This window comes from Streptomyces sp. NPDC021622, assembly GCF_040640795.1.
Classification (GTDB): Bacteria; Actinomycetota; Actinomycetes; order Streptomycetales; family Streptomycetaceae; genus Streptomyces.
Map to the genome: position 1 here is coordinate 32,705 of NZ_JBFACK010000011.1, position 22,769 is coordinate 55,473.

General features: G+C 70.0%; 19 protein-coding genes and 1 pseudogene. 12 read left to right on the forward strand and 8 right to left on the reverse strand.

The window, feature by feature from the left end:
- Positions 1-54 precede the first annotated feature (54 nt).
- From AB0G47_RS22185 to AB0G47_RS22205, 5 genes and pseudogenes are all read left to right on the forward strand, one after another.
- A pseudogene (locus AB0G47_RS22185) lies at positions 55-704 on the forward strand (short chain dehydrogenase); the annotation flags it as partial.
- A 159-nt stretch (positions 705-863) separates the two neighbouring features.
- On the forward strand, positions 864-1,661 hold the full coding sequence (locus tag AB0G47_RS22190) for a VOC family protein (RefSeq protein ID WP_360772502.1): 798 nt from the start codon (positions 864-866) through the stop codon (positions 1,659-1,661).
- Between the two features lie 214 nt (positions 1,662-1,875).
- On the forward strand, positions 1,876-3,417 hold the full coding sequence (locus AB0G47_RS22195) for an amidase family protein (protein WP_360772505.1): 1,542 nt from the start codon (positions 1,876-1,878) through the stop codon (positions 3,415-3,417).
- A 174-nt stretch (positions 3,418-3,591) separates the two neighbouring features.
- The gene (locus AB0G47_RS22200; RefSeq protein WP_360772508.1) at positions 3,592-4,752 is read left to right on the forward strand and encodes an alkaline phosphatase PhoX; all 1,161 of its coding nucleotides are present in this window, start codon (positions 3,592-3,594) and stop codon (positions 4,750-4,752) included.
- 57 nt (positions 4,753-4,809) lie between these two features.
- Complete coding sequence (locus AB0G47_RS22205; protein ID WP_360772510.1) at positions 4,810-5,676, forward strand: MBL fold metallo-hydrolase; 867 nt, start codon at positions 4,810-4,812, stop codon at positions 5,674-5,676.
- 31 nt (positions 5,677-5,707) lie between these two features.
- On the opposite strand, the gene AB0G47_RS22210 is transcribed toward AB0G47_RS22205, so the two are convergent.
- A complete protein-coding gene (locus tag AB0G47_RS22210; protein ID WP_360772513.1) occupies positions 5,708-7,228 on the reverse strand; it encodes a PucR family transcriptional regulator in 1,521 nt (506 codons plus the stop codon).
- 230 nt (positions 7,229-7,458) lie between these two features.
- Between AB0G47_RS22210 and AB0G47_RS22215 the strand changes: the two genes are divergently transcribed.
- Positions 7,459-8,283, forward strand: a complete 825-nt coding sequence (locus AB0G47_RS22215) for an FAD binding domain-containing protein (protein WP_360772515.1) — start codon at positions 7,459-7,461, stop codon at positions 8,281-8,283.
- Positions 8,280-11,099 carry a molybdopterin-dependent oxidoreductase gene (locus AB0G47_RS22220; protein ID WP_360772518.1) on the forward strand — a complete coding sequence of 940 codons (2,820 nt, stop codon included), beginning with the start codon at positions 8,280-8,282 and terminating at the stop codon, positions 11,097-11,099. The genes AB0G47_RS22215 and AB0G47_RS22220 overlap by 4 nt, the downstream gene beginning before the upstream one ends.
- Here AB0G47_RS22220 and AB0G47_RS22225 read toward each other — a convergent pair.
- The 6 genes from AB0G47_RS22225 to AB0G47_RS22250 all read right to left on the reverse strand — a co-directional run bounded on the left by AB0G47_RS22225 (position 11,087) and on the right by AB0G47_RS22250 (position 15,516).
- Positions 11,087-12,226, reverse strand: a complete 1,140-nt coding sequence (locus AB0G47_RS22225) for an ABC transporter ATP-binding protein (RefSeq protein ID WP_360772521.1) — start codon at positions 12,224-12,226, stop codon at positions 11,087-11,089. The two genes, AB0G47_RS22220 and AB0G47_RS22225, sit on opposite strands and share 13 nt — an antisense overlap.
- Entirely contained in the window at positions 12,223-13,092 is an 870-nt protein-coding gene (gene modB, locus AB0G47_RS22230; RefSeq protein WP_360772524.1) for a molybdate ABC transporter permease subunit, read from the reverse strand. Before modB ends, AB0G47_RS22225 begins: the two co-directional genes overlap by 4 nt.
- Positions 13,089-13,907, reverse strand: a complete 819-nt coding sequence (gene modA, locus AB0G47_RS22235) for a molybdate ABC transporter substrate-binding protein (RefSeq protein ID WP_360772527.1) — start codon at positions 13,905-13,907, stop codon at positions 13,089-13,091. Before modA ends, modB begins: the two co-directional genes overlap by 4 nt.
- Before the next feature lie 203 nt (positions 13,908-14,110).
- Complete coding sequence (locus AB0G47_RS22240; protein ID WP_360772529.1) at positions 14,111-14,503, reverse strand: helix-turn-helix transcriptional regulator; 393 nt, start codon at positions 14,501-14,503, stop codon at positions 14,111-14,113.
- A gap of 14 nt (positions 14,504-14,517) precedes the next feature.
- Positions 14,518-14,937: a TOBE domain-containing protein gene (locus tag AB0G47_RS22245; RefSeq protein ID WP_360772532.1), complete on the reverse strand. Its 420-nt coding sequence runs from the start codon at positions 14,935-14,937 to the stop codon at positions 14,518-14,520.
- Between the two features lie 156 nt (positions 14,938-15,093).
- On the reverse strand, positions 15,094-15,516 hold the full coding sequence (locus AB0G47_RS22250; RefSeq protein ID WP_360772534.1) for a MarR family transcriptional regulator: 423 nt from the start codon (positions 15,514-15,516) through the stop codon (positions 15,094-15,096).
- A gap of 189 nt (positions 15,517-15,705) precedes the next feature.
- Here AB0G47_RS22250 and eno point away from each other — a divergent pair, with 189 nt between their 5' ends.
- A complete protein-coding gene (gene eno, locus AB0G47_RS22255) occupies positions 15,706-17,007 on the forward strand; it encodes a phosphopyruvate hydratase (RefSeq protein WP_360772537.1) in 1,302 nt (433 codons plus the stop codon).
- A gap of 197 nt (positions 17,008-17,204) precedes the next feature.
- On the forward strand, positions 17,205-18,038 hold the full coding sequence (locus AB0G47_RS22260) for a PIG-L family deacetylase (RefSeq protein WP_360772540.1): 834 nt from the start codon (positions 17,205-17,207) through the stop codon (positions 18,036-18,038).
- Between the two features lie 165 nt (positions 18,039-18,203).
- Here the strand turns inward: AB0G47_RS22260 and AB0G47_RS22265 are convergent, their stop codons facing one another.
- The gene (locus AB0G47_RS22265; protein ID WP_360773182.1) at positions 18,204-19,232 is read right to left on the reverse strand and encodes a LacI family DNA-binding transcriptional regulator; all 1,029 of its coding nucleotides are present in this window, start codon (positions 19,230-19,232) and stop codon (positions 18,204-18,206) included.
- Between the two features lie 248 nt (positions 19,233-19,480).
- Here AB0G47_RS22265 and AB0G47_RS22270 point away from each other — a divergent pair, with 248 nt between their 5' ends.
- Genes AB0G47_RS22270 through AB0G47_RS22280 form a run of 3 tightly spaced genes read left to right on the forward strand, consistent with a single transcriptional unit; the run spans position 19,481 to position 22,749 of the window.
- Positions 19,481-20,407, forward strand: a complete 927-nt coding sequence (locus tag AB0G47_RS22270) for a sugar ABC transporter permease (protein ID WP_360772543.1) — start codon at positions 19,481-19,483, stop codon at positions 20,405-20,407.
- A gap of 5 nt (positions 20,408-20,412) precedes the next feature.
- Entirely contained in the window at positions 20,413-21,351 is a 939-nt protein-coding gene (locus AB0G47_RS22275; protein ID WP_360772546.1) for a carbohydrate ABC transporter permease, read from the forward strand.
- 60 nt (positions 21,352-21,411) lie between these two features.
- Positions 21,412-22,749, forward strand: a complete 1,338-nt coding sequence (locus tag AB0G47_RS22280; RefSeq protein WP_360772549.1) for a sugar ABC transporter substrate-binding protein — start codon at positions 21,412-21,414, stop codon at positions 22,747-22,749.
- The last annotated feature ends 20 nt before the right edge of the window (positions 22,750-22,769 follow it).

A 22,769-nucleotide genomic window follows, 5' to 3' on the forward strand; every position in this document is an offset into this window, starting at 1 on the left:
GGTCCGAGGTGGGCCCCTCGGCATGATCCGCGCGGGGCGGTCGGTGCGAAGCCTGCTTCCGTCGCCGCCCTCGGCGGGCCCCTGCGCGAGGAGGGCCGGCCGATCCGTCTGCTCATCAACAACGCCGGCGTCATGACTCCGCCCGACCGGCACACGACCGCCGACAGTCTCGAGCTGCAAATCGGTACGAACCATCTCGGCCACTTCGCCCTGGTGGCCCATCTGCTGCCGCTGCTGCGCGTCGGCTGCGCGCGGGTGACCTCCAGGTCAGCATCGCGGCGAACCAAGGAGCCATCAACTGGGACGACCTGAAATGGGAACGCTCGTACGACGGCATGAAGGCGGGGCGCAGGCAGGCCCACCACTGGGGCATCACGAGCAACCTTTCCCATCCGGGAGTCGCCCCGACGACTCTGCTCGCGGTCGGCCGGAGCAAGGACACCATGGGTGTGCGCCTGATCCGGGCCCTCTCCGCCCGCGGCATCATCGTCGGGACGGTCGAGAGCGCGCAGTTTCCCGCCCTCCTCGCCGCCACCTCTCCCGACGCCAAGCGCGGCGGGTTCTACGGGCCGCGGGGACTCGGGCACATGGGCGGCCCTCCCGGAGAGCAGAAGCTCTACTCCCGGCTGCGCAGCGTAGAAGAGGCCCGGCGGATCTGGACCGCCTCGGAGAACCTCACCAAGGTCTCCTTCCTGACCGCGTAACCCACCCGAGGGGCACACCGCTGATCCCCCAAGTGCACTGGTCCACCGCCTGGCCCCCGCCGGCACGCCCTCTAGAGGCGCATCACCGGGCGGTCGACGCGCGACTGTCAGTGGCGAGTGCCAGGCTGGTGCCACACAGTATCTGCGAAGGGAATCGCCGTGATCACCACTGACCTCGCTCCCGGCTCCCCCTGTTGGCTCGACCTCGGTGCCCCGGACGTCCGGGCCGCCGCGGCCTTCTATGGCGCGGTGCTCGGCTGGGAGTACGAGTCCATGGGCGAGTCGGAGGACATGGAAGGCGGGATGTTCAAGAAGGACGGCAAGACCGTCGCCGGGCTCGGCAAGCTCAGCGAGGAGGGAGCGCGCTCGGCCTGGATGATCTATTACACCGTCACCGACGCGGACGCCACGACTCAGGCCGTGGAGCGCGCGGGCGGCACGGTGCGGGTGGCGCCGCGGGACCTCGACGACTGGGGCCGGATGGCGCAGTACAGCGACCCGCTGGGGGGCCAGTTCGCCGTCTGGCAGCCGGGGAAGAACTCGGGCTTCGAGCTGGCGGACGAGCCGGGCTCGCTGTCCTGGACCGAGCTGTACACGAGCGACGCCGCGGCCTCCCAGGAGTTCTACGGCGCAGTGTTCGGCTGGCAGTTCAGCGACACGGAGCTGCCGGGCGGCGGTGGCACGTACACCCTCATCACGCCCGCCGGGCTGCCTGAAGAGCGTATGCAGGGCGGCCTCATGCAGCTCCATACAGAGGACCTCGCGGTGGCGGGCGGGCGGCCGTACTGGCACCCGGTCTTCGCTGTCGCCGACTGCGACGCCGCGGTCGCGAAGGTCACCGAGAACGGAGGGAGCGTGCAGATGGGACCGGCGGACGCGGAAGGCGTCGGCCGCCTGGCCGTCTGCCTCGACCCGTCGAACGCGGACTTCGTGGTGCTCACCCCGGCCCAGAGCTGAGCCGACTGTCCGCCGGAGCGGCGGCTGGGGCATCAACCGGTCCAGGTCCAGTCGGCGACCTCCGCGAGGCCGGTGCAGTTCTCGGCGCCCTGGGCACGGTTGTCGCTCTGGGGCGGAGGTGTCACCTGAGTGGCCCGACCCGGCGCGGGTGCCGCGATCTGTGGAAGCCCCGCGCCCTTGCGCCGGACGCGGCCCGTGTAGTCCGCTGACCCGCATGAGGAAGAAGAGCATGGCCGCAATGACCGCCGCCCTCGTCGCGGGGTCGCTTCTGACGGGCGTACCGGACAGCAGCGGTGCGCAAGCTGCCGAGGAGCGCGGCGTCGATCTGGACACCGCGACGATTCCGGAGTTACAGGCGCGCATGGCCGACGGTTCGCTGAGCTCGGCGGCGCTTACCCGGGCCTACCTGCGGCGGATCGAGGATGTCGATCCCAGGATTCACTCGGTGCTGCGCACCAGCCCGACGGCGCTGCGCCAGGCGGCCGCCAGCGACGCCAGGCACCGGCGCGGCAAGACCCTGGGGCCGCTGGACGGCATCCCCGTGCTGGTCAAGGACAATGTGAACACCCGCGACATGCCGACGACGGCCGGATCGCTCGCGCTCGCCGGGAGCCCGCCCGGCACCGATGCCGCCCTTGTGACCCGGCTGCGCAAGGCGGGGGCGGTGATCCTCGGCAAGACCAATCTGTCCGAGTGGGCCAACTTCCGTGCCACCAAGCCGACTTCGGGGTGGTCGGCGGTGGGCGGGCAGACCAATAATCCGTACGTCCTGGACCGGAACCCGTGCGGATCGTCGTCCGGCTCCGCCGCCGCGCTCGCCGCGTCGTTGTCGCAGGTCGCCATCGGCACCGAGACGGACGGCTCCATCGTGTGCCCGGCAGGGATGAACGGCGTCGTCGGACACAAGCCCAGCCTCGGCCTGGTCAGCCAGTCGGGCGTCGTCCCGATCTCAGCCGAGCAGGACACGGCCGGGCCCATGGCGCGCAATGTGGTCGACACCGCGCTCACGCTGTCCGTGCTGAGCGAGGGCAAGGGCTCGTACGGTGACGCCGCCCGCACCAGCCTTCGCGGCAAGCGGATCGGGCTGTGGCGCCTGCCCTCGCTCGGAGACGACGTGGACGCCGTGATGACCCGTACGGCGAAGAAGCTGCGCAAGGCCGGAGCCGTGGTCGTCGAGGTGACGCCCCCGTACCAGGCGCGGCTCGCCGAACTCGAATTCCCCGCGCTGCTCAGCGAGTTCCACCGGGACATCGACGCCTACCTCGGTACGCGCAAGGGCCCCCAGAACCTCGCCGAGCTGATCGAGTTCAACCGTGCCCACCCCGAGGAACAGACCTGCTTCGCCGGTCAGGAGCTGTTCGAGCAGGCACTCGCCGCGCCGCCCACCACCGACCCCAAGTACCGCGCCATGCGTGCCGAGTTGAAGGACCTCTCCCGGCGCTCCCTCGACGAGACCATGGCCACCCATCGCCTGGACGCCATCGCGGCGCCCACGAACCCGCCCGCCTGGACGACCGACTGCGCACGCGGCGACAACGACGTCATCCCTTCGTCCACGCCGGCGGCCGTCGCCGGATATCCGTCCCTCTCGGTGCCCGCTGGGTCCGTTGGCGAACTGCCGGTCGGCCTGCTCCTGATGGCCGGTGACCACCAAGACGCCGAGCTCCTGTCTCTGGGGGCCGCGGTGGAGCAGCGGCTGAAGGCTTGGCGCGCGCCGCGCTATCTGCCGACGACCGGGGCCGATGCGTCACGGTGAACGGCGCGGCCGAGACCATCGGCCGCGCGCAACAGGCCGGAAGCAGTCGCTTCCGCTTCATCGGTCGTTGATGCACCGTCAATCCAGGACTCGTACGTTCCGGAAGCGCACCCCCCGCGACCCTGCCGCCCGACCGGTGCGGCAGGGACGGTCACGATCCCCTGGAGTGATCAAGTGGAACGTCGTAGTTTCCTGCGTGGAGCGGTCGTCGGCGGCACAGCGGCGGCATTCGGCTACACCCTCATGCAGGGCGCGGCCTACGCGGCGCCGGCCCAGAAAGGCCCGGGCCCCTACGGAGCGCTCGGCACGGCGGATGCCAACGGCATCCAGCTGCCCAGCGGCTTCACCAGCCGGGTGATCGCCGGGTCCGGCCAGAAGGTCGGCTCCACCGCCTACACCTGGCACAACGCCCCCGACGGCGGCGCCTGTTTCGCCGACGGCACGGGCTGGATCTACGTCTCCAACTCGGAGATCTCCTCCACCGGCGGCGCGGGCGCGATCAAGTTCAACTCGACGGGCTCCATCACCGGCTCGTACCGGATCCTGTCCAACACGAACCGCAACTGCGCCGGCGGGGCGACCCCCTGGAACACCTGGCTCTCCTGCGAGGAGGTCAGCAACGGCTACGTCTACGAGACCGACCCGTGGGGCGTGAACGCCGCCGTGCGCCGCGATGCCATGGGCCGCTTCAACCACGAGGCGGCCGCCGCCGACCCGGTCCGCAAGGTGATCTACCTGACCGAGGACGCGTCGGACGGCTGCTTCTACCGGTTCGTTCCGTCCACGTGGGGCAACCTCTCGGCGGGCACGCTCCAGGTCCTCAAGGCTGGAACGGCCACCTCCGGCAGCTTCACCTGGGCAACCGTGCCCGACCCGGACGGCTCGCCAACCCCGACCCGCGACCAGGTCTCCGGCGCCAAGCTGTTCAACGGCGGCGAGGGCTGCCACTACGCCAATGACACCGTCTGGTTCACCACCAAGGGCGATGGCCGCGTCTGGCAGCTCAACCTGGCCGCCGGCACCTATGAGCTGGCCTACGACGACTCCCTGGTCGTCGGTGGCGGAGCCCCGCTGACCGGCGTCGACAACGTCACCGGCTCGTCCTCCGGCGATCTGTACGTCGCGGAGGACGGGGGCAACATGGAGATCTGCATCATCACGCCGGACGACGTGGTCGCGACGTTCCTGAGGATCAACGGCCAGTCCTCCTCGGAGATCTGTGGCCCGGCCTTCTCGCCGGACGGCAAACGGTTCTACTTCTCCAGCCAGCGCGGTACGAGCGGCAGCTCGTCCGGCGGCATCACCTACGAAGTCACGGGCCCCTTCCGCAGCTGACCGGCCCACTGTCACGAGCCGCGCGTGCCCCGTGCGAGGCATGACAGGATCGCGGCCATGTCCCTCAGCGCTCCCCGCCTCCGGATCGGCTCGACCGAGATCATCGCCCTCGCCGACGGCGAGGGCCCGTTCTTCTCCCCGCGCGGCGAGGCCTTCCCCGAGGCCACGGCCGCCCAGTGGGCCGAGGCCGACCGCTACGACCCGGGCGCGGTCGACGCCGAGGGCGGCTGGCGGCTCCAGTTCCGCGCGTACGCGATCCGCGGCGACAAGGGCCTCACCGTCGTGGACGCCGGGATTGGTCCGGCGGACGGCCCGGCAGCCTCATGGGCGCCCGTCCCCGGTGCGCTCCCCGAGTCGCTCGCCGCCGCGGGCATCGACCCGGCCGAGGTCGACACCGTGGTGCTGACGCATCTGCATACCGACCACGTCGGGTGGGCGGTCGTGACCGAGGCGGCCGTCCCCTCAGCGGGCGGCGCCGGCAGTGCGACCAGCGGCCGCCGCCCCTATTTCCCGAACGCCGAATACCTGCTCCAGCGGGCCGAGTTCGACGCCCTCGACGCGCTCAACCCGCAGCTTCGCGAGACCCTCACCGACCCGCTCGAGGCGGTCGGCCGGCTCCGGCTCCTCGACGGGGACACGCCACTGCGCGCCGGGCGCGCGGTCGCCACACCCGGTCATACGCCCGGTCACCAGAGCGTGCTGGTCGCCGACGGGCGCGATCTTGCGCTCGTCACCGGCGACCTCCTGGTGCACGCGCTCCAACTGCTCCACCCCGAGCTCGCCTACTCGCACGAGACCGACCCCGAGGCGGCCAGGCGCTCAAGGGAGCGCATGCTCGGCCACGAAACCGCCGCCACGCTGCACCTGGCGACGCCGCATCTGACGGAGCCGTTCATCTCGGCGTCTCGTCGTCGACGGGCCTGAAGGCCGGCGCCGGCGGGGGCCCGCGAGCATCTCAGCGGCACAAGAGCGCGGCGCGCAGGTCGAGTTTGTGGTCCAAGCGGGAGAGATCCCGTCCGGTGAGGTCCTGGATCCGTTCGATGCGGTAGTGGACGGTGTTGACGTGCAGGTGCAGGGCTTCGGCCGTGCGGGCCCAGGAGCAGTTGTGGGCGAGGAAGACTTCCAGGGTCTCCAGAAGCCTGCTGTGCGAGGCTGGTTCGCGGTCGGCCAGGGGGCCGAGCGTCGCGGCACTGAAGATGGTGCGTACGTCGGCGGGGATGCCGGCCAGGAGTGAGTCCAGGGAAGAGAGTTCCTCGACCGCGGTCACCTGGCCGGGCGTCGGGGAACCGTGCCGTGCCGCCGCGAGGGCGTAGCGGGCTTGAGCGAGGGCGGTACGGAGTCCGGTGGGCTCGGTGGTGGGCGCGCTGACGCCGGTGTGCAGCGGGGTCTCGGGGCGGCAGTCGTGCAGCAGGGACCAGGGCTCGCGGAGCGCGGCGGTGCCCCAGTCGCCGCTTCGTACGACGGCGACGGCTTCCGCGTCCAGGGTCGTGCCGACCGCGAAGTCGGCGGAGGGAAGGTGCTGGAGTGCCTCCGTGAGCGCTTCCTCGGCGGCGCTGTCCGCGAGCTGCCCGCCGGCGGCCGTGACCACGACCTGCCAGGGGCCCTCCGTGAGCGGCCCGCAGGACGCAAGGGCGTTGGCCAGAGCTCCCGCGTCGGCGCCGTCCCTGTCGACGAGGGCGATCAGCTCCTGCCCGGTCCGGCGCCGGGCCGCATGCCGGCGATCGTGAAGGTGGCGGTACTGGCCGATGGCCTCGGCTGTCTCGTGCAGGGCACGGGGCGGCGCTCCGCCTGCCTGTGGTGGCAGATGGAGATACCAGGCGTCGTACGGCGTGGTCTCCGCCTGGACGCGCAGCGTCTCACCGGCGGGGCCGCGCAGGTTCTGCGCGGCCTGCGTGGCCGGGAGTTCGGGGGCTGACGCGGTGCGGGCGATGGTGCGCCCGCTGCTGGTGAGCACGTAACACGACGGCGTACCGAACGGAGCGAGCGCGCACTCGAGGAGTTCGCCGGCTTCGGCGCGCTGATCGAGGAGACGGCCGAGCTCGTTGCGTACGTTCTCGGGCAGGGCGAAGTGGTCTGCGGGGCGGCGGCTGAGGTCGCCCCACTGGCGCCGGTACACGGCTTCGGTGATCGCCCGGAAGTTGGTGTGCGCCGGTACGGCCAGGAGCGCGATGCCGTGTTCGCGGCAGGATTCGACGATGTCGGCGGGGACGGTGCCGTGGGTCTCCTCGCCGGCGAGGAGCGCTGTGGCTCCGGACTCCGCCAGTGCGGAGACGAAGCGCTCGGTCCTGGCGTGACGGTCCGCTTCGGTCCACCACACCAGGCCGCTGAGCACGATCTCTCCGGGCTGGAGAAAGCGGGCGGGATCCTCCAGGTCCGTGGCGGTCACTCCGCTGATCGCCTGGTCGAGCAGATTCTCGCCACCCCAGACGAGGGTGAGGTCGAGCCCCTTGATCTGGAGGAGGTCTCCGACGTGCATGTGCTGACTCCTTGAATGGCCACCGGGTGGTCGCCCGGCTTCTCACATCCACAAGGTGGGTACGAGTTGAGTCATCGTAAATGCAAGGAAGAGGTGGGGGCACGCCTCTTGGTTGATTCACCAGGACATGACCGGCCGGGCTGGAGATTTTCCGTGCTCTGCACCAGTCGTTTTCGGCCTGTGGCCGGGCTTCACTGACGAGGGAAGCAAAGGGCGAAGACGGGGGAGACATGGATCTGAACACGGTTCTCGACGTGCGTGACGCGCGTCGTCACGAGCCCTGGCGTCCTGGCGACGCCTGGCTCGGCGGAGGAACGTACCTCTTCTCCGAACCCCAGCCGCACCTGCGGCGCCTGGTGGATCTGAGCCGGATGGGCTGGGAGCCGCTCCACACGCTGCCCGACGGGTCGCTGGAGATCGCGGCCACGTGCACCATCGCCCAGCTGTCCCGGTTCGGGCGGACGCTCGACGCGGCGGCCGCCCCTCTCATCGAGCAGTGCTGCCGGGCCTTCCTCGCCTCGTTCAAGATCTGGAACATGGCGACCGTCGGCGGAAACCTCTGCAACGCCCTGCCCGCAGGACCGATGATCTCCCTCACCGCGGCCCTCGACGGCGAGTGTCTGCTTCAGGCTCAGGACGGCTCGATCCGGCGCGTCAAGGTTGCGGACTTCGTCACCGGAGCGGGCCGCAAGGATCTGGCCGATGGCGAGTTGCTGCGCTCGGTGACCATCCCCGCCCGCTCGCTGCGGTGCCGTACCGCTTTCCGGCAGGCGTCGCTCTACGGCCTCGGGCGCTCCGGCGCCCTCGTCATCGGGACGCTGGATCCGTTGGACGGTTCGCTGGCCGTGACCATCACGGCCGCGACCCGACGGCCGTTCCGGCTCTGGTTCGCCCTGCCGCCGGACCGGGCCCAGTTGCGCGCGGCGATCGCGTCGGCCGTGGGCGGCTCCGACTGGTTCGACGACATCCACGGACTGCCCGAGTGGCGGCGGCACATGGCCTTCCACCTCGCCGAGCAGGTACGCCACGAACTCACCCGGGACGGTGTGCGATGAGTTTCAGCATCCGGGTCAACGACAAGACCTTCTACTCCGAGCCCCGTGCCGGTCAGTGCCTGCGCACGTATCTGCGCGAGCGCGGCTGGTTCGGCGTGAAGAAGGGCTGCGACGCGGGCGACTGCGGGGCGTGCACCGTGCACGTGGACGGGGAGCCGGTGCACAGCTGTCTCTATCCGGCGGTGCGGGCGGAGGGCCGGTCGGTCACCACGGTGGAGGGCCTGGTCGGGGAAGGTGGCGAACTCCATCCCGTACAGCGGAAGTTCCTGGATGCCCAGGGCTTCCAGTGCGGCTTCTGCACCGCGGGGTTCCTGATGACCACGGCCGCCCTCGAACAGGAGAAGGGCGGTGCCCACGACGACGGCAAGCTGGACGACCTCCCGCGGGCCTTCAAGGGCAACATCTGCCGCTGCACCGGATATCGCGCCATCGAGGACGCCGTCCGCGGCGTGCGGCACACCGAACGCCCCTGCGCGGGGAAGGCGGTGGGCAAGAGTCTCGGCGCCCCGGCAGGACCCCAGGTCGTGACGGGCACCGCCCGGTACACCTTCGACGTCGAGGTCCCCGGGCTCCTGCACATGAAGTTGCTGCGCTCCCCGCACCCGCACGCCCGCATCCTCGCCGTCGACACCTCCGCAGCCCTGCGGGTGCCCGGTGTCCACGCCGTCCTCACCCACGAAGACGCCCCCGACACGCTGTACTCCAGCGCCCGGCACGAGCACCCCACCGAGGACCCCGACGACACCCGCGTCCTCGACGACACCGTCCGCCACATCGGCCAGCGCGTCGCGGCCGTCGTCGCGATCAGCGAGCAGGCGGCCGAGGAGGGCTGCCGACGGATCGAAGTGACGTACGAGGAACTGCCCTACGTCACCGACCCGGAGGAGGCCATGCGCGACGGTGCACCCGTCATCCACGCCGGCAAGGGGCCGGAGGTGCGGATCGCCCGCGTCGGGAACAACGTGGCCGGCGAGGTGCACGGCGAGATCGGCTCCGTCGACGACGGGTTCGCCGAAGCCGCGGTCGTCTACGAGGAGACCTTCCGCACCCAGCGCGTCCAGCACGCCAGCCTGGAGACACACGGCTGCGTCGCCTACTTCGAGCCGAAGGAAGACGCCACGGGCGAGCGGCTCACCGTGCGCTCAAGCACCCAGACGCCGTTCCTGACCCGCCGCGCGCTGTGCGCCCTCTACGGCCTTCCGGAGGACGAAGTCCGCGTCGTCGCAGGCCGGGTGGGCGGCGGCTTCGGCGGCAAGCAGGAAATGCTGACGGAGGACATCGTCGTCCTCGCGGCACTCAAGCTGCGGCGCCCCGTCAAGCTCGAGTACACCCGCGCCGAGCAGTTCTACGGCGCCACCACCCGCCACCCGTTCACGATTGGCATCAAGCTGGGCGCCCGTGCCGACGGCACGCTGACCGCGATCCAGATGCGGGTGGTGTCCAACACGGGCGCGTACGGCAATCACGGCCCGGCCGTGATGTTCCACAGCGTCGGCGAGTCCTTCGCCGTCTACCGGGCCCCGCACAAGAAGGTCGACGCCTACTCCGTCTACACCAACGGCGTTCCCGCGGGCGCCTTCCGGGGCTACGGCCTTGGCCAGGTCACCTTCGCCGTCGAATCCGCCATGGACGAGCTGGCCCGCCGCCTGGACATGGACCCCCTCGCCTTCCGGGAGAAGAACATCATCGGCCCCGGCGATCCCATGCTCAGTCCGATCGGCGAGGAGGAGGACCTGCACATCGCCTCGTACGGACTCGCCCAGTGCCTGCGAATCGTCCGCGAGGCCATCGCGGAGGACCGGAGCACCGACGACGTCCCGGAGGGGTGGCTGACCGGCCAGGGCACGGCCATGGCGATGATCGCCACCGGTCCGCCCGGCGGCCACTACGCCGACGCGACCGTCGGTCTTCTCGCCGACGGGACGTACGACATCGCCGTCGGCACCGCCGAGTTCGGCAACGGCACCACCACCGTCCACCAGCAGATCACCGCGGGAGCCCTCAACACCACCATGGACCGGATCGCCGTCCGCCAGTCCGACACCGACGTTGTCCGCCACGACACCGGTGCCTTCGGCTCGGCCGGTACGGTCGTGGCCGGCAAGGCGGTCCTGCTCGCCGCGGAATCTCTGGCCGGGCGTCTGAAGACCTTCGCGGCCCGGTACGTGGGCGTGGCACGCCACTTGTGCGTGCTCGGCGCGGAGGGGTTCGACTGCGACGGCCGGATCGTCACCCTGAAAGAGCTCCACGAGGCGGCGCATGCCCAAGGTGCACAGGGCGAGATCACGGCGGAGGGCCACTGGGGCGGCACCCCGCGCTCGGTGGCCTTCAACGCCCAGTGGTTCAGGATCGCCGTCGACCCGGACACGGGCGAGATGAAGATCCTGCGCAGTGTCCACGCCGCCGACGCGGGCAAGGTCATGAACCCGCTGCAGTGCCGCGGCCAGATCGAGGGCGGAGTCGCCCAAGCGCTCGGCGCCACACTCTTCGAGACCGTACGACTCGACGAGCGGGGCGAGGTGACCACGGCGGCCTTCCGGCGCTACCGCCTCCCGCAGTACGCCGACGTGCCACGCACCGAGGTCCACTTCATGGAAACCACCGACGCGATCGGCCCCCTCGGGGCCAAGTCGATGAGCGAGAGCCCCTTCAACCCGGTGGCCCCCGCGTTCGCCAACGCACTGCGGGATGCCACCGGCATCCGCTTCACCGAGGTGCCGGTGACCCGCGACCGTGTCTGGCTGGCGATGGACCAGGAGGCGGTGCGACGGCCGGCCCCGCGTAATCCATCCGGAGGCTCCGCTCAAGCCGGGTAGGCATGTGTCTGCGTCGCTTTGACCGTGGCCCAGACCGTCGCGCCCGGGTGAAGCTCGAGCTCCGCGGCCGCGACAGTGGTCAGATCGGCGGCGAGGGGCAGTTCGCCGGTGAGGTCCACGCGGATCTGGTCGCCGTGCGTCTCCAGGCCGGCCACCTCGCACTTCCAGAGGTTGCGCGCACTGGACCCGGTGGGCCGGTCACGGAACAGGGTCACGGCCACCGGCGGGAACGCGACGAACACCGGTCCTGTCAGATCCTCCGTGGTCGTGATGGCAGGACCGGCGTCGAGGCGGACGGCATGCCCATCGGCCTCGCCCCGGTAGAGGTTGAGGCCGACCAGCTGGGCGATGTAGTCGGTGCGCGGGTGCCGGGCGATGTCGGAGGGCGCACCCTCCTGGACCAGGCGGCCGTGCTCGATGACGACCAGGCGGTCGGCGAGCACCATGGCGTCCAGCGGATCGTGGGTGACCAGTATCGCGACGGCCTCGAAGTCGGCCAGGTGCCGCCGGAGTTGGGCACGTACCTCAAGACGCGTACGGGCGTCGAGCGCGGCGAGCGGCTCATCCAGGAGCAGAAGTCGCGGGTGGGTGGCCAGCGCCCGGGCGAGGGCGACGCGCTGGGACTGACCGCCGGAGAGGCGGCGGGGTTTGGCCCCGGCGTGATCGGCCAGACCCATGCGGTCCAGCCACGCGGCGGCCTGGGTGCGGGCTTCGGCCTTGGACACGCCGTGGCAGCGCGGCCCGAACGCCACATTGTCCAGGGCGGACAGATGCGGGAAGAGCAGATAGTCCTGGAAGACGACACCGACCGGACGGAACTCGGGAGGCGTACCGTCCAACGAAGCGCCGTCCAGGTGCAGATGGCCGCCGCTCGAGAGCGGAGTGAGTCCGGCCAGCGCGCGCAGGGCCGTGGTCTTGCCGGCTCCGTTCGGCCCGAGCAGCGCCACGACATCACCCGGCGCGGCGGCCAGCGCCACGTCGAGGTGGAACGAGCCCTGATCGACGACGAGCCGGGCATCGAGGCCCGCGCCGTGACCGTCGGCGGAAGCGAGGCCGGCCGCGGTGTTCTCGACGTTCTCGACGTTCTCGACGTTCCCGGTGTTCTCGACGTTCTCGATGTCGGTCATGAGGCAGTCATCCAGCGGTCCCGCAGCCCGGCGAGGACCGCGATCGATACGGCGAGCAGCACCAGGCTCAGCGCGATGGCCGCCGCCGGGTCGCTCTGCAGGGCGAGGTAGACGGCCAGCGGCATGGTCTGCGTACGGCCGGGGAAATTGCCCGCGAAAGTGATCGTCGCCCCGAACTCACCGAGCGCACGGGCCCAGGCGAGGACGGAGCCCGCCGCGATCCCGGGCGCGATCAGGGGGAGGGTGACGCGACGGAACGCGGTGAAGCGCGACGCACCCAGGGTCATGGCGGCCTCCTCGAACCGTGGATCAGCGGCCCGCAGCGTTCCCTCCACACTGATCACGAGGAACGGCATCGCCACGAACGCCTCCGCGATCACGACGCCCGTCGTGGTGAACGGCAGCGTGATCCCGAACCACGAGTCAAGCCACTGCCCGACGACACCGTTGCGCCCGAGTGCCATAAGCAGCGCCACACCACCCACCACGGGTGGCAGGACGAGCGGCAACGTCACCAGGGCGCGTACGAACCCCCGCCCGCGGAACTCCGTACGGGCAAGGAGCCACGCCAAGGGCACGCCGAACACCAGGCTCACCGCGGTGGCCGCGGTGGCGCAGAACAGCGACAGTTGCAGCGCCTGCCAGACCTCTGTACTGGTCAGCTGCTCCGGCAGGTTGCTCCACGGGGCCCGCAGGAGAAGGGCGACCAGCGGAATGAGCAGGAAGGCAAGGCCCACCAGGGCGGGGAGCAGGAGGGGCAGCGGCACCCCGGAGCGCCGGCCACGCCGGTCCGCCCCGACGCGCCTGCGCCGCGGCCCACCGGGGAGGGGGTGGGCCGCGGCGCCGGACTTGTCGAGCTGGGTCACGGCTTGAGGAACCCGGCGGCCGTGAGGACCTTCTGGCCCTCGGCGGACTGGACGAGCTTGATGAACGCCTTCGCCGCGTCGGCGTTGGGCGCGTCCTTGAGCAGGGCGATCGGGTAGTCGTTGATGGCATCGGCCGATTCGGGGAAGTCCACGCCCTCCACCTTGTCGCCCGCGGCCTTCACATCGGTCTTGTAGACGACCGCGGCGTCGGCCTCCTTCAGCTCCACCTTCGTCAGGGCGCTCTTGACGTCCTGCTCGTACGAGACCGGGGTGAGCTTCAGGTCACTGGCATCCAGCGCCTTCTGCGTGGCGGCACCACACGGCACCGTCTTGTCGCACAGGACGACCTTGATGCCGGACTTGGTGAGGCCCTTCAGGGAGGCGACCTTGTCGGGGTTGCCCGGCAGGGTCGCGATCTCCAACTGGTTGCGGACGAAGGTGGACGGGGCGCCGGCCGCGTCCTTCTCATCCGTCACGATCTTCATCGTCTTGGGGCTCGCGGCGGCGAACACATCGGCCGGAGCGCCTCCGGTGATGCCCGCGGCGAGCGAGTCGCTGCCGCCGAAGTTGAAGGTGACCTTCGTGCCGGGGTGGGCCTCCTCGAAGTCCTTGCCCAGCGTCGTGAAGCTCTCCTTGAGCGAGGCGGCGGCGAAGACGGTCACCGTTCCCGAGAGCTTCTTCGACGAGGAACCGGAAGAGTCCGACTCGGCCGATGAGTCGTCGGACGAGGAGCAGGCGCTCAGCGCCAGCAACGCGGCGGCGCCCGCGCCGGCCACCTGCAAGGTACGGCGGGTACGGCGCGTGGATCGGGTCATCACGGTCTGCTCCCAAAGGCGTAGGTGCGCATGCGGGGCTCATACTGCCGCATATGCGAGGGGTAAGTCTCCTGGCGCATCGCATGAGCCGGATGAATGGGAGGCAGGGGTGGTATGTGCGTTTGTACGGGGCGGGGTCGCCTGGGAAGGCGGTGTCCAGGCGGGGGTGTCCGCGGAGGCTGCCGGGCGCGCGGCCAGGCGCGTCAGGTCCGGTCGATATGCACGTTGGTCGACTTCACGCGGGCGGTGGCCTCCATGCCGACTTCGAGGCCCAGCTCCTCCACGGCCTCCCGGGTCAGCAGCGAGACCAGTCGATGTGGCCCGGCCTGGATCTCCACCTGCGCCGCGACATCGCCGAGCCGCACACCGGTCACGATGCCCGGGAAGGCGTTGCGGACGGAGGTGTAGGACGCGTCTTCGTCAGCACCTTGCTTGGCGAGCTCGACCGAGAAGGCGGCCAGGTCCCGCCCGTCGATGAGCCGGCGCCCGCCCTCATCCCGATGGGTGGTCACGCGCCCGGCATCGGCCCACCGGCGCGCGGTGTCCGGACTCACGCCCAGCAGGCGGGCGGCCTGCCCGATTGTGTAGCGCTGCATGCCCGCAACAATAGTCAGGCGGTGGCGAGGGAGATCTCGGTCGACTTGATGAGCGCGACGACGGGGGAGCCGGAGGCCAGGTTCAGGTCTGCGACGGCATCCTTCGTGATGGCGGCGGTGAGTGCACCGCCCTCGACGTCGACCTTGACGGAAGCCATGGCGCCGCCGGTGGATACGTCCGTGACCGTGCCCGCGATCTGGTTGCGGATGGAGACGCCCTGGACCGGGCCGGTGGCCAGGGCAACCTCGGTGGACTTCACCAGGATCCTCACCTCTGAGCCCTCGACGAAGCCGAGGTCCTTGACGGACTCGGTGGTGATCGCGGCGGTGATGTCCTGGCCGCCCGCGAGACGGACCTTGACGGTCGCCATGGCCTCGCCGGCGGTGACGGAGGAGACGGTGCCGGGAATCTGGTTGCGGATGCTCAGGGTCATGGGGTGCTGCCTCACGGGTCGTCAGGTGGGGCGAGGCCGCGGTGGCGGCCGCCGTTCCTCGAACCTATGACGGCCGCGAACGGACTGCTGGGACCCCGTCGCGCCCACCAGGGCAATCCCGCCTTGCGGATGGCAGATGGAGCACATCGTGACGCTTCAGCGCGCGGCGAGCCGCTCCATCAGGGCGGCGCTGCGCGCCAGAACGTCCCGCTCCTCGTCGGTGAGCTCGATCTCGATGGCCTGGGCGAGCCAGCCGACCCTGCGCCCGCGCTCCGCCTCGAGGGCGGCCTGTCCCGCGGGGGAGAGCTCGACCAGGGACTTGCGGCCGTCCGTGGGATGCGCCCGGCGGACGACCAGGCCCTGCTCCATGAGCAGCCCGACCGCACGGGCCATGGACTGGGGCCGTACGCGCTGATCCGCGGCGAGATCACTGGTGGTCATGGCCCCGTCGCGATCAAGGGTGCCGAGCACGGAGACCTGGCCGTGCGGAATCCGGTCCTCGTGCTTCACGCGGCGCGTGAGCTTACCCATCGCGGTACGCAGTTCGGTGGCGACGGCGGCGGGTTCCGGGGTGGGCATGAGGCACTTTAACCGGTGATCAGCAGGGGGCCTGCGCACCCTGTCTGTACAGCTTTGCTGAACAGCGCAACTAAACAGCACAACTGAACAGCTGAACTGAACAGCATTGCTGTAGAGTCGCTGTCGTCGCGGCACGCGCCAGCGTTGTCGCAGCAGGGCCGCGGCGTGCGTCAACGCGAAGGACCTCCCATGGTTTCCAGGGCAGTTGAGTCCACCGTCATTCAGTCCGTCACCGCCCGCAGGGTGCTCGACAGCCGGGGCAACCCCACCGTCGAGGCCGATGTCCTTCTCGTCGACGGATCCCTCGGTCGCGCCGCGGTCCCGTCCGGCGCCTCCACCGGCGCACGCGAAGCGGTGGAGTTGCGCGACGGGGATCCCGGGCGCTGGCACGGCAAGGGCGTCGACCGTGCGGTGGCCCACGTCAACGGCGACATCGCGTCCGCGGTCGTGGGGCGCGACGCCGACGACCAGGCCGGTCTCGATGCCGCGCTCGTCGCACTCGACGGTACGGCGGACAAGTCCCGCCTAGGCGCCAACGCACTCCTCGGCGTCTCCCTCGCCGCCGCCAAGGCCGCCGCGGCGGCCCACCGCCAGCCTCTCTACCGCTACCTCGGCGGGGCCGACGCCCGTCTTCTCCCGCTGCCGATGATGAACATCGTCAACGGCGGCGCCCACGCCGACAACCCGCTGGACTTCCAGGAGTTCATGATCGCTCCGGTGGGCGCGGAGAGCTTCGCCGAAGCCGTCCGCATGGGATCCGAGGTCTTCCACACGCTCCGCCGCGACCTGCTGTCCGCCGGGCACGCCACGGGCGTCGGCGACGAGGGTGGCTTCGCGCCCGCGCTGCGCACCGCGGAGGAGGCACTCGACTTCGTCATGGCGGCCATCGACCGCACCGGATACCGGCCCGGCACAGACATCGGCCTTGTCATGGACCCGGCCTCGTCGGAGTTCTTCCAGGACGGTACGTATGTGTACGCGGGCGAGGGAGTGCGCCGCACGCCCGCCGAGCACGTCGACTACCTGGCCAAGCTGATCGACGCGTACCCGATCGTCTCCATCGAGGACCCGATGGCCGAGGACGACCTGGACGGCTGGCGGGAGCTGACCGCCCGCGTCGGCGACCGCTGCCAGCTCACCGGCGACGATGTGTTCTGCACCAACGAGGATCTGCTGCGCGAGGGCATCCGCACCGGCGTCGGCAACTCCGTCCTGGTCAAGGTCAACCAGATCGGCACCCTCACCGAAGCCCTCGCCACCGTCGCCACCGCGCACCGTGCGGGTTGGACCGTCGTCATGTCGCACCGCTCCGGCGAGACGGAGGACACCACGATCGCGGACCTGGCGGTGGCGACGGGCTGCGGCCAGATAAAGACCGGCTCGCTTTCCCGGTCCGACCGTACGGCGAAGTACAACCAACTCATCAGGATCGAGGAGGAGTTGGGCGCGTCGGCGCGGTACGCGGGCGGAGCGGCACTGCACCGCTCCTGACGAACTGCAGCGCCACTTCTCCGGGGGTTCGTGTTGAAACGCCGCCGCCTGGCAGAACAATCGGCCGCGCCGGGAACAGCCGGTCCGGTCGGCGCGGTTGCATCGACCGAGGGACCGGCGGCGCCGCCGGTCCCCAGGGGCGCGGTACGCACGCCGCGCACTCGGATCACGATGTACTTCCGCAGGAGGAAAGTTTCATGACTGGCCGGCCCTTGACGCTCATGGCAGTACACGCCCACCCCGACGACGAGGCCACCGGAACCGGAGGGGTCCTCGCGCGGTACGCGGCGGAAGGCATCCGCACGGTTCTTGTGACCTGTACCGACGGCCGTTGCGGTGACGGACCGGAGGGCGTCAAGCCGGGCGACCCCGGGCACGATCCGGAGGCCGTCGCCTTGATGCGCCGTCAAGAACTCAAGGAGAGCTGTGACGTCCTGAAGGTCGGCGATCTGGAGCTCCTCGACTATGCCGACTCCGGGATGATGGGCTGGCCGAGCAACGACGCCCCCGGAGCCTTCTGGCAGACCCCCGTGGAGGAAGGCGCCGCCCGACTCGCCGAACTCATGCGGCACTACCGGCCCGATGTGGTCGTCACGTACGACGAGAACGGCTTCTACGGCCACCCCGACCACATCCAGGCCCACCGCATCACAATGGCGGCGCTGGAGATGACTGAGCTGACACCGAAGGTGTACTGGACGACGATGCCCCGCTCGGGGATGCAGCGGTTCGGGGAGATCATGCGCGAGTTCCACCCGGACATGCCGGAGCCGGATCCGGCCGAGGCCGCCGCGATGGCCGAGATCGGCCTGCCCGACGACGAGATCACCACGTGGGTGGACACCCTCGCGTTCAGCGGTCAGAAGTTCGACGCGCTGGCCGCGCACGCCAGTCAGGGCGAGAACATCTTCTTCCTCAAGATGGGCAAGGAGAGGTTCGGCGAGCTGATGGGCATGGAGACCTTCGTACGCGTCAAGGACACCACCGGCGCGACCGTACCCGAGAACGATCTCTTCGCCGGACTGCGCTGATCCGCCTGTCCGGCAGCGGCCCTCGCGGGATCACCGGCGGCCCGCTGTCCAGCGGAGGGCTCCGGAGAGGTGCGCGCGGAAGGCTCTCCCGAGCGGAAGGCTCTCCCGATTCGTCTCATTCGTCCGAGGGGGCCGCGACGGCGGCGATGGCGCCCTCGCCGCCGGTCAGCGCGCAGGTGGCGGGGCGGTGCTCGCGCGTACCACGAGTCGGGTCGGCACCAGGGTGGTGCCGTGCTCCGGTTCGCCGTGTTTCACCTGGTGCAGTACGCGGTCCACGCAGCGGCGGCCCACTTCGCCGAAGTCCTGGTGGACGGTGGTCAGCGGCGGCTGGAACGAGCCGGCTTCGGCGATGTCGTCGAAGCCGACCACGGAGACGTCCTCGGGGACCTTGCGGCCGCGCTCGTTGAGGGCGCGCAGCAGGCCGAGTGCCATCTGGTCGTTGGCCGCGAACACCGCGGTGCACTCGGCGCGTTCGGCGAGTTCGAGACCGGCGCGGTAGCCGGACTCGGCCGACCAGTCGCCGCGGACGAGCGAGGGCGGCGTGCGGCCGGCCTGCACCAGCGCCGCGCGCCAGGCTTCCGTTCTGCGCTGGGCCGCGTACGACGTCTCGGGTCCTGCGAGGTGCCAGACCGTCTCGTGGCCGAGGTCGAGGAGATGGGCGACGGCCTCACGGGTGCCGCCGACCTGGTCCGTGTCCACGACCGTGTACCGGTCTCCGGCGTCGGAGTCGGCGACGACGACCTTCACGTGCGGCGGCAGCGAAAGGCGCGCGTCGTCGAGGAGGTGGACCTCCATGATGACGATGGCCGCGTCGATGGCCAGTTCCCCGAGGCGTGAGAAGGCGCCGCGGACCTCGTCCTGGGTGGGCACCGCGACGGGCAGCAGCGTGACCGCGTACCCCTCCTGCGCGGCCGAGGTGGCGATCGCCTCCAGGGTGCGGACGTTGCCCGTCGTGGAGAGGGTGAAGGTGATGACGCCGATGGTGCGGAACTCGCCGCTCTTGAGGGCGCGGGCCGCGCTGTTGGGGCGGTAGTCGAGCTCTCTCATCGCGGAGAGGACCTGCTCGCGGGTGGCTTCGTTGACGCCGGGGAAGCCGTTGGAGACGCGGGAGACCGTCTGGGAGGAGACCCCGGCCAGCCGGGCCACGTCCGCCATCGACACGGAACGGCGGCGTGCGGGACGGCTCGCGGGGATGGGCCCGTCGCCCGGCGTCCGTGACGCCGGGGTGTGTTCGTCTGTGCCGTCCACGCTCTCCCTCACCAGGTGCCGCCCTTCGTGAGCAACCCTTGACCGCTCATCTGGAGGCAGTGTAGACATGCCGCCATCGAATGTTTACGTAAACATATCGTCTGACCCGCGCATTGGTCGAGCCGCTCAACCGGCCTGGAACGTTTACGTGAACTGCGGTTTCGGTTTGGCGAAGCACAAGCGAGGGACGCGAGATGACGACGCTTCAACCGCCGGCGGCAGCAGCCCCCCGCGCGGCCGGGCCACCGCCGCGGCGCGCACGCCGCTCATGGAGGGGATGGGGGTTCATCGGCCCCTTCCTGCTTGTCTTCGCGCTGGTCTTCCTGGCGCCACTGCTGTACTCGGTCTATCTGAGCCTGTTCCGGACACAACTCATCGGCGGCACCACCTTCGTGGGCCTGGACAACTACCAACAGGCCTTGCAGGACGGCCAGTTCTGGGACGGCGTCGCACGCGTGGGCCTCTTCCTCGCCGTCCAGGTGCCGATCATGCTGGGCATCGCCCTGCTCGTGGCGCTCGCGATCGACAGCGGCCGCCTGTACGGCAAGGACTTCTTCCGGATATCGGTCTTCCTGCCGTACGCCGTACCCGCCGTCGTCGCGACGCTGATGTGGGGCTTCATGTACGGGCCCCGCTTCGGCCTGGTCGGCGACATCAACGACGCGTTCGGCGTCCACCTGCCCGACCCGCTCTCGTCCGGCCTGGTCCTGGCGTCGATCGGCAACATCGTCACCTGGGAGTTCGTCGGCTACAACATGCTGATCTTCTACTCCGCGCTGCGCGTCATCCCGCACTCGCTCTACGAGGCCGCGCAGATCGACGGAGCCGGCCAGTGGCGGGTCATCTCGGCGATCAAGCTCCCGGCGATCCGCGGCGCCCTCGTCATCGCCACGATCTTCTCGATCATCGGCAGCTTCCAGCTCTTCAACGAGCCCGCCATCCTCCAGAAGCTCGCGCCCAACGCGATCACCACGGACTACACCCCGAACTACTACACGTACTCGCTGTCCTTCTCCGGCCAGCAGCACAACTACTCCGCGACGGTCGCCATCGTCATGGGCGTGCTCACCATGGTCGTCGCCTATGTCGTCCAGCTGCGCGGCATGCGCAAGGGAGCGTGAGCCCGATGACGGGACCGAGCACCACCACCGCTCCCCGGCCCGCGGCACGGCCGCGCACCACCGCACCGCGCCTGCGCACCCCGCGCCGGCACACACCCCGGCGCCCCCGGCGCAGCGTCCTGCTCACCTTGCTCACCGGCGTCGTCCTGCTCTACAGCCTCGTCCCGCTCCTGTGGCTGCTGATCAGCGCCACCAAGACCCAGGAGGGGCTCGCCGGTTCGTTCGGCCTGTGGTTCGACGGGGACTTCGCCCTGTGGAACAACATCACCGAGACCTTCACGTACCAGGACGGCGTCTTCGGCCGCTGGCTCCTCAACACCCTGCTGTACGTGGTCGTGGGCGCGGGCGGCGCCACCTTCCTCGCCGTACTCGGCGGATACGCGCTCGCCAAGTTCGACTTCCCCGGCAAGCGGGGGGTGTTCGCGGTCGTCATCGGCGCGGTCGCGGTGCCCACCACGGCGCTCGCCGTCCCGACGTTCCTGATGTTCAGCGAGATGGGTCTGACCGACACCCCGTGGGCCGTCATCATCCCGTCCCTGATCTCTCCGTTCGGGCTCTATCTGATGTGGGTGTTCGCGACCGAGGCGATCCCCACCGAGCTGATGGAGGCCGCCCGGATCGACGGGGCGAGCGAGCTGCGCACCTTCTTCCAGGTCGCCCTGCCACTGCTCGCGCCCGGCACGGTCACCGTCCTTCTCTTCACCACGGTCGCGACCTGGAACAACTACTTCCTGCCGCTGATCATGCTCAAGGACCCCGACTGGTACCCGCTCACACTCGGCCTCGACGCCTGGAACAAACAGGCGGCCACGGCAGGCGGCGAGGCCGTCTTCAACCTGGTCGTCACCGGCTCGCTGCTCACCATCGTGCCCCTCATCGCCGCCTTCCTGCTGCTCCAGAAGCACTGGCAGTCCGGCCTCGCCGCCGGAAGCGTCAAGGAATAGGCGCGGTCTGTAGGCGCGGTCAGTCATCCTGTCGAACCACGACGAAGTGGAAGTATCGCCATGCCCAAGCACTCCCGCCGCTTGCTGCGCGGACTTGGTCTTCTCACCGCTCTTGCTCTGGGGGCGACTGCCTGCGGGTCGGGCGACGACGACTCCGCCCAGAAGAAGGTCGGCGCCTCCGACATCGAGGCCGCGCTGAAGAAGGGCGGCACCGTCACCGTGTGGGCGTGGGAGCCCACCTTGAAGCAGGTGGAGGCCGACTTCGAGGAGAAGTACCCGAAGGTCGACGTCAAGCTGGTCAACGCGGGCACGAACAACGACCAGTACAAGGCGCTTTCGAACGCCATCTCGGCGAAGAAGGGCGTCCCGGACGTCGCACAGATCGAGTACTACGCACTGGGGCAGTACGCCCTGACGAAGCAGGTCGCCGACCTTTCGGCGTACGGGGCGGACAAGCTGGCCGGGTCGTACTCGCCGGGCCCGTGGAACGCGGTGAAGTCCGGCGACGGCGTCTACGGCCTGCCCATGGACTCCGGTCCGATGGCGCTCTTCTACAACAAGAAGGTCTTCGACAAGCACAAGATCAAGGTGCCGACGACCTGGGACGAGTACGTCGAGGCCGGCCGCAAGCTGCACAAGGCCGACCCGAAGGCGTACATCACGAGCGACGTCGGTGACGCGGGCCTGACCACCAGCCTTCTGTGGCAGGGCGGTTCGCGGCCGTACAAGGTCGACGGCACGAAGGTCGGCATCGACTTCACCGACGCGGGCGCGAAGAAGTACACCGACACCTGGCAGAAGCTGATCGACGAGAAGCTGGTCTCTCCCGTCAGCGGCTGGAGCGACGACTGGTACAAGGGCCTGGGCGACGGCACCATCGCCACGCTGACCGTCGGCGCCTGGATGCCCGCCAACTTCGCCTCCGGCGTGAAGGGCGCCGAAGGGGACTGGCGTGCCGCACCGCTGCCGCAGTGGACCAAGGGCGCCGACGTGAGCGCCGAGAACGGCGGCAGCTCGCTGGCCCTGCCCGAGCTGGGCGAGAACAAGGAACTCGCGTACGCCTTCGTCGAGTACGCCAACTCCGGTGCGGGCGTGGGGACCCGCATCGAGAATGGCGCCTTCCCGGCCACCACCAAGGACCTGAACTCCTCGTCCTTCCAGGACACCGCGTTCCCCTACTTCGGCGGCCAGAAGGCCAACAAGATCTTCGCCGAGTCCGCGAAGAACGTACCCACCGACTGGACGTACCTGCCCTACCAGGTGTACGCCAACTCGATCTTCAACGACACCGTCGGCAAGGCCTATGTCTCCGGTACGAAGCTGTCGGCCGGCCTGAAGTCGTGGCAGGACGCGTCCCTCAAGTACGGCGGCGAGCAGGGCTTCACCGTCGAGAAGTAGCCCGCCCCGCTTGATTCCCG

Coding starts and splice junctions, on each gene's coding strand:
- AB0G47_RS22205 (WP_360772510.1), top strand. CDS start 4,810: ATGTCCCTCAGCGCTCCCCGCCTCCGGATCGGCTCGACCGAGATCATC.
- eno (WP_360772537.1), top strand. CDS start 15,706: ATGGTTTCCAGGGCAGTTGAGTCCACCGTCATTCAGTCCGTCACCGCC.
- AB0G47_RS22215 (WP_360772515.1), top strand. CDS start 7,459: ATGGATCTGAACACGGTTCTCGACGTGCGTGACGCGCGTCGTCACGAG.
- AB0G47_RS22260 (WP_360772540.1), top strand. CDS start 17,205: ATGACTGGCCGGCCCTTGACGCTCATGGCAGTACACGCCCACCCCGAC.
- modA (WP_360772527.1), bottom strand. CDS start 13,907: ATGACCCGATCCACGCGCCGTACCCGCCGTACCTTGCAGGTGGCCGGC.
- AB0G47_RS22220 (WP_360772518.1), top strand. CDS start 8,280: ATGAGTTTCAGCATCCGGGTCAACGACAAGACCTTCTACTCCGAGCCC.
- AB0G47_RS22275 (WP_360772546.1), top strand. CDS start 20,413: ATGACGGGACCGAGCACCACCACCGCTCCCCGGCCCGCGGCACGGCCG.
- AB0G47_RS22210 (WP_360772513.1), bottom strand. CDS start 7,228: ATGCACGTCGGAGACCTCCTCCAGATCAAGGGGCTCGACCTCACCCTC.
- AB0G47_RS22270 (WP_360772543.1), top strand. CDS start 19,481: ATGACGACGCTTCAACCGCCGGCGGCAGCAGCCCCCCGCGCGGCCGGG.
- AB0G47_RS22195 (WP_360772505.1), top strand. CDS start 1,876: ATGAGGAAGAAGAGCATGGCCGCAATGACCGCCGCCCTCGTCGCGGGG.
- AB0G47_RS22240 (WP_360772529.1), bottom strand. CDS start 14,503: ATGCAGCGCTACACAATCGGGCAGGCCGCCCGCCTGCTGGGCGTGAGT.
- AB0G47_RS22280 (WP_360772549.1), top strand. CDS start 21,412: ATGCCCAAGCACTCCCGCCGCTTGCTGCGCGGACTTGGTCTTCTCACC.
- AB0G47_RS22245 (WP_360772532.1), bottom strand. CDS start 14,937: ATGACCCTGAGCATCCGCAACCAGATTCCCGGCACCGTCTCCTCCGTC.
- AB0G47_RS22225 (WP_360772521.1), bottom strand. CDS start 12,226: ATGACCGACATCGAGAACGTCGAGAACACCGGGAACGTCGAGAACGTC.
- AB0G47_RS22250 (WP_360772534.1), bottom strand. CDS start 15,516: ATGCCCACCCCGGAACCCGCCGCCGTCGCCACCGAACTGCGTACCGCG.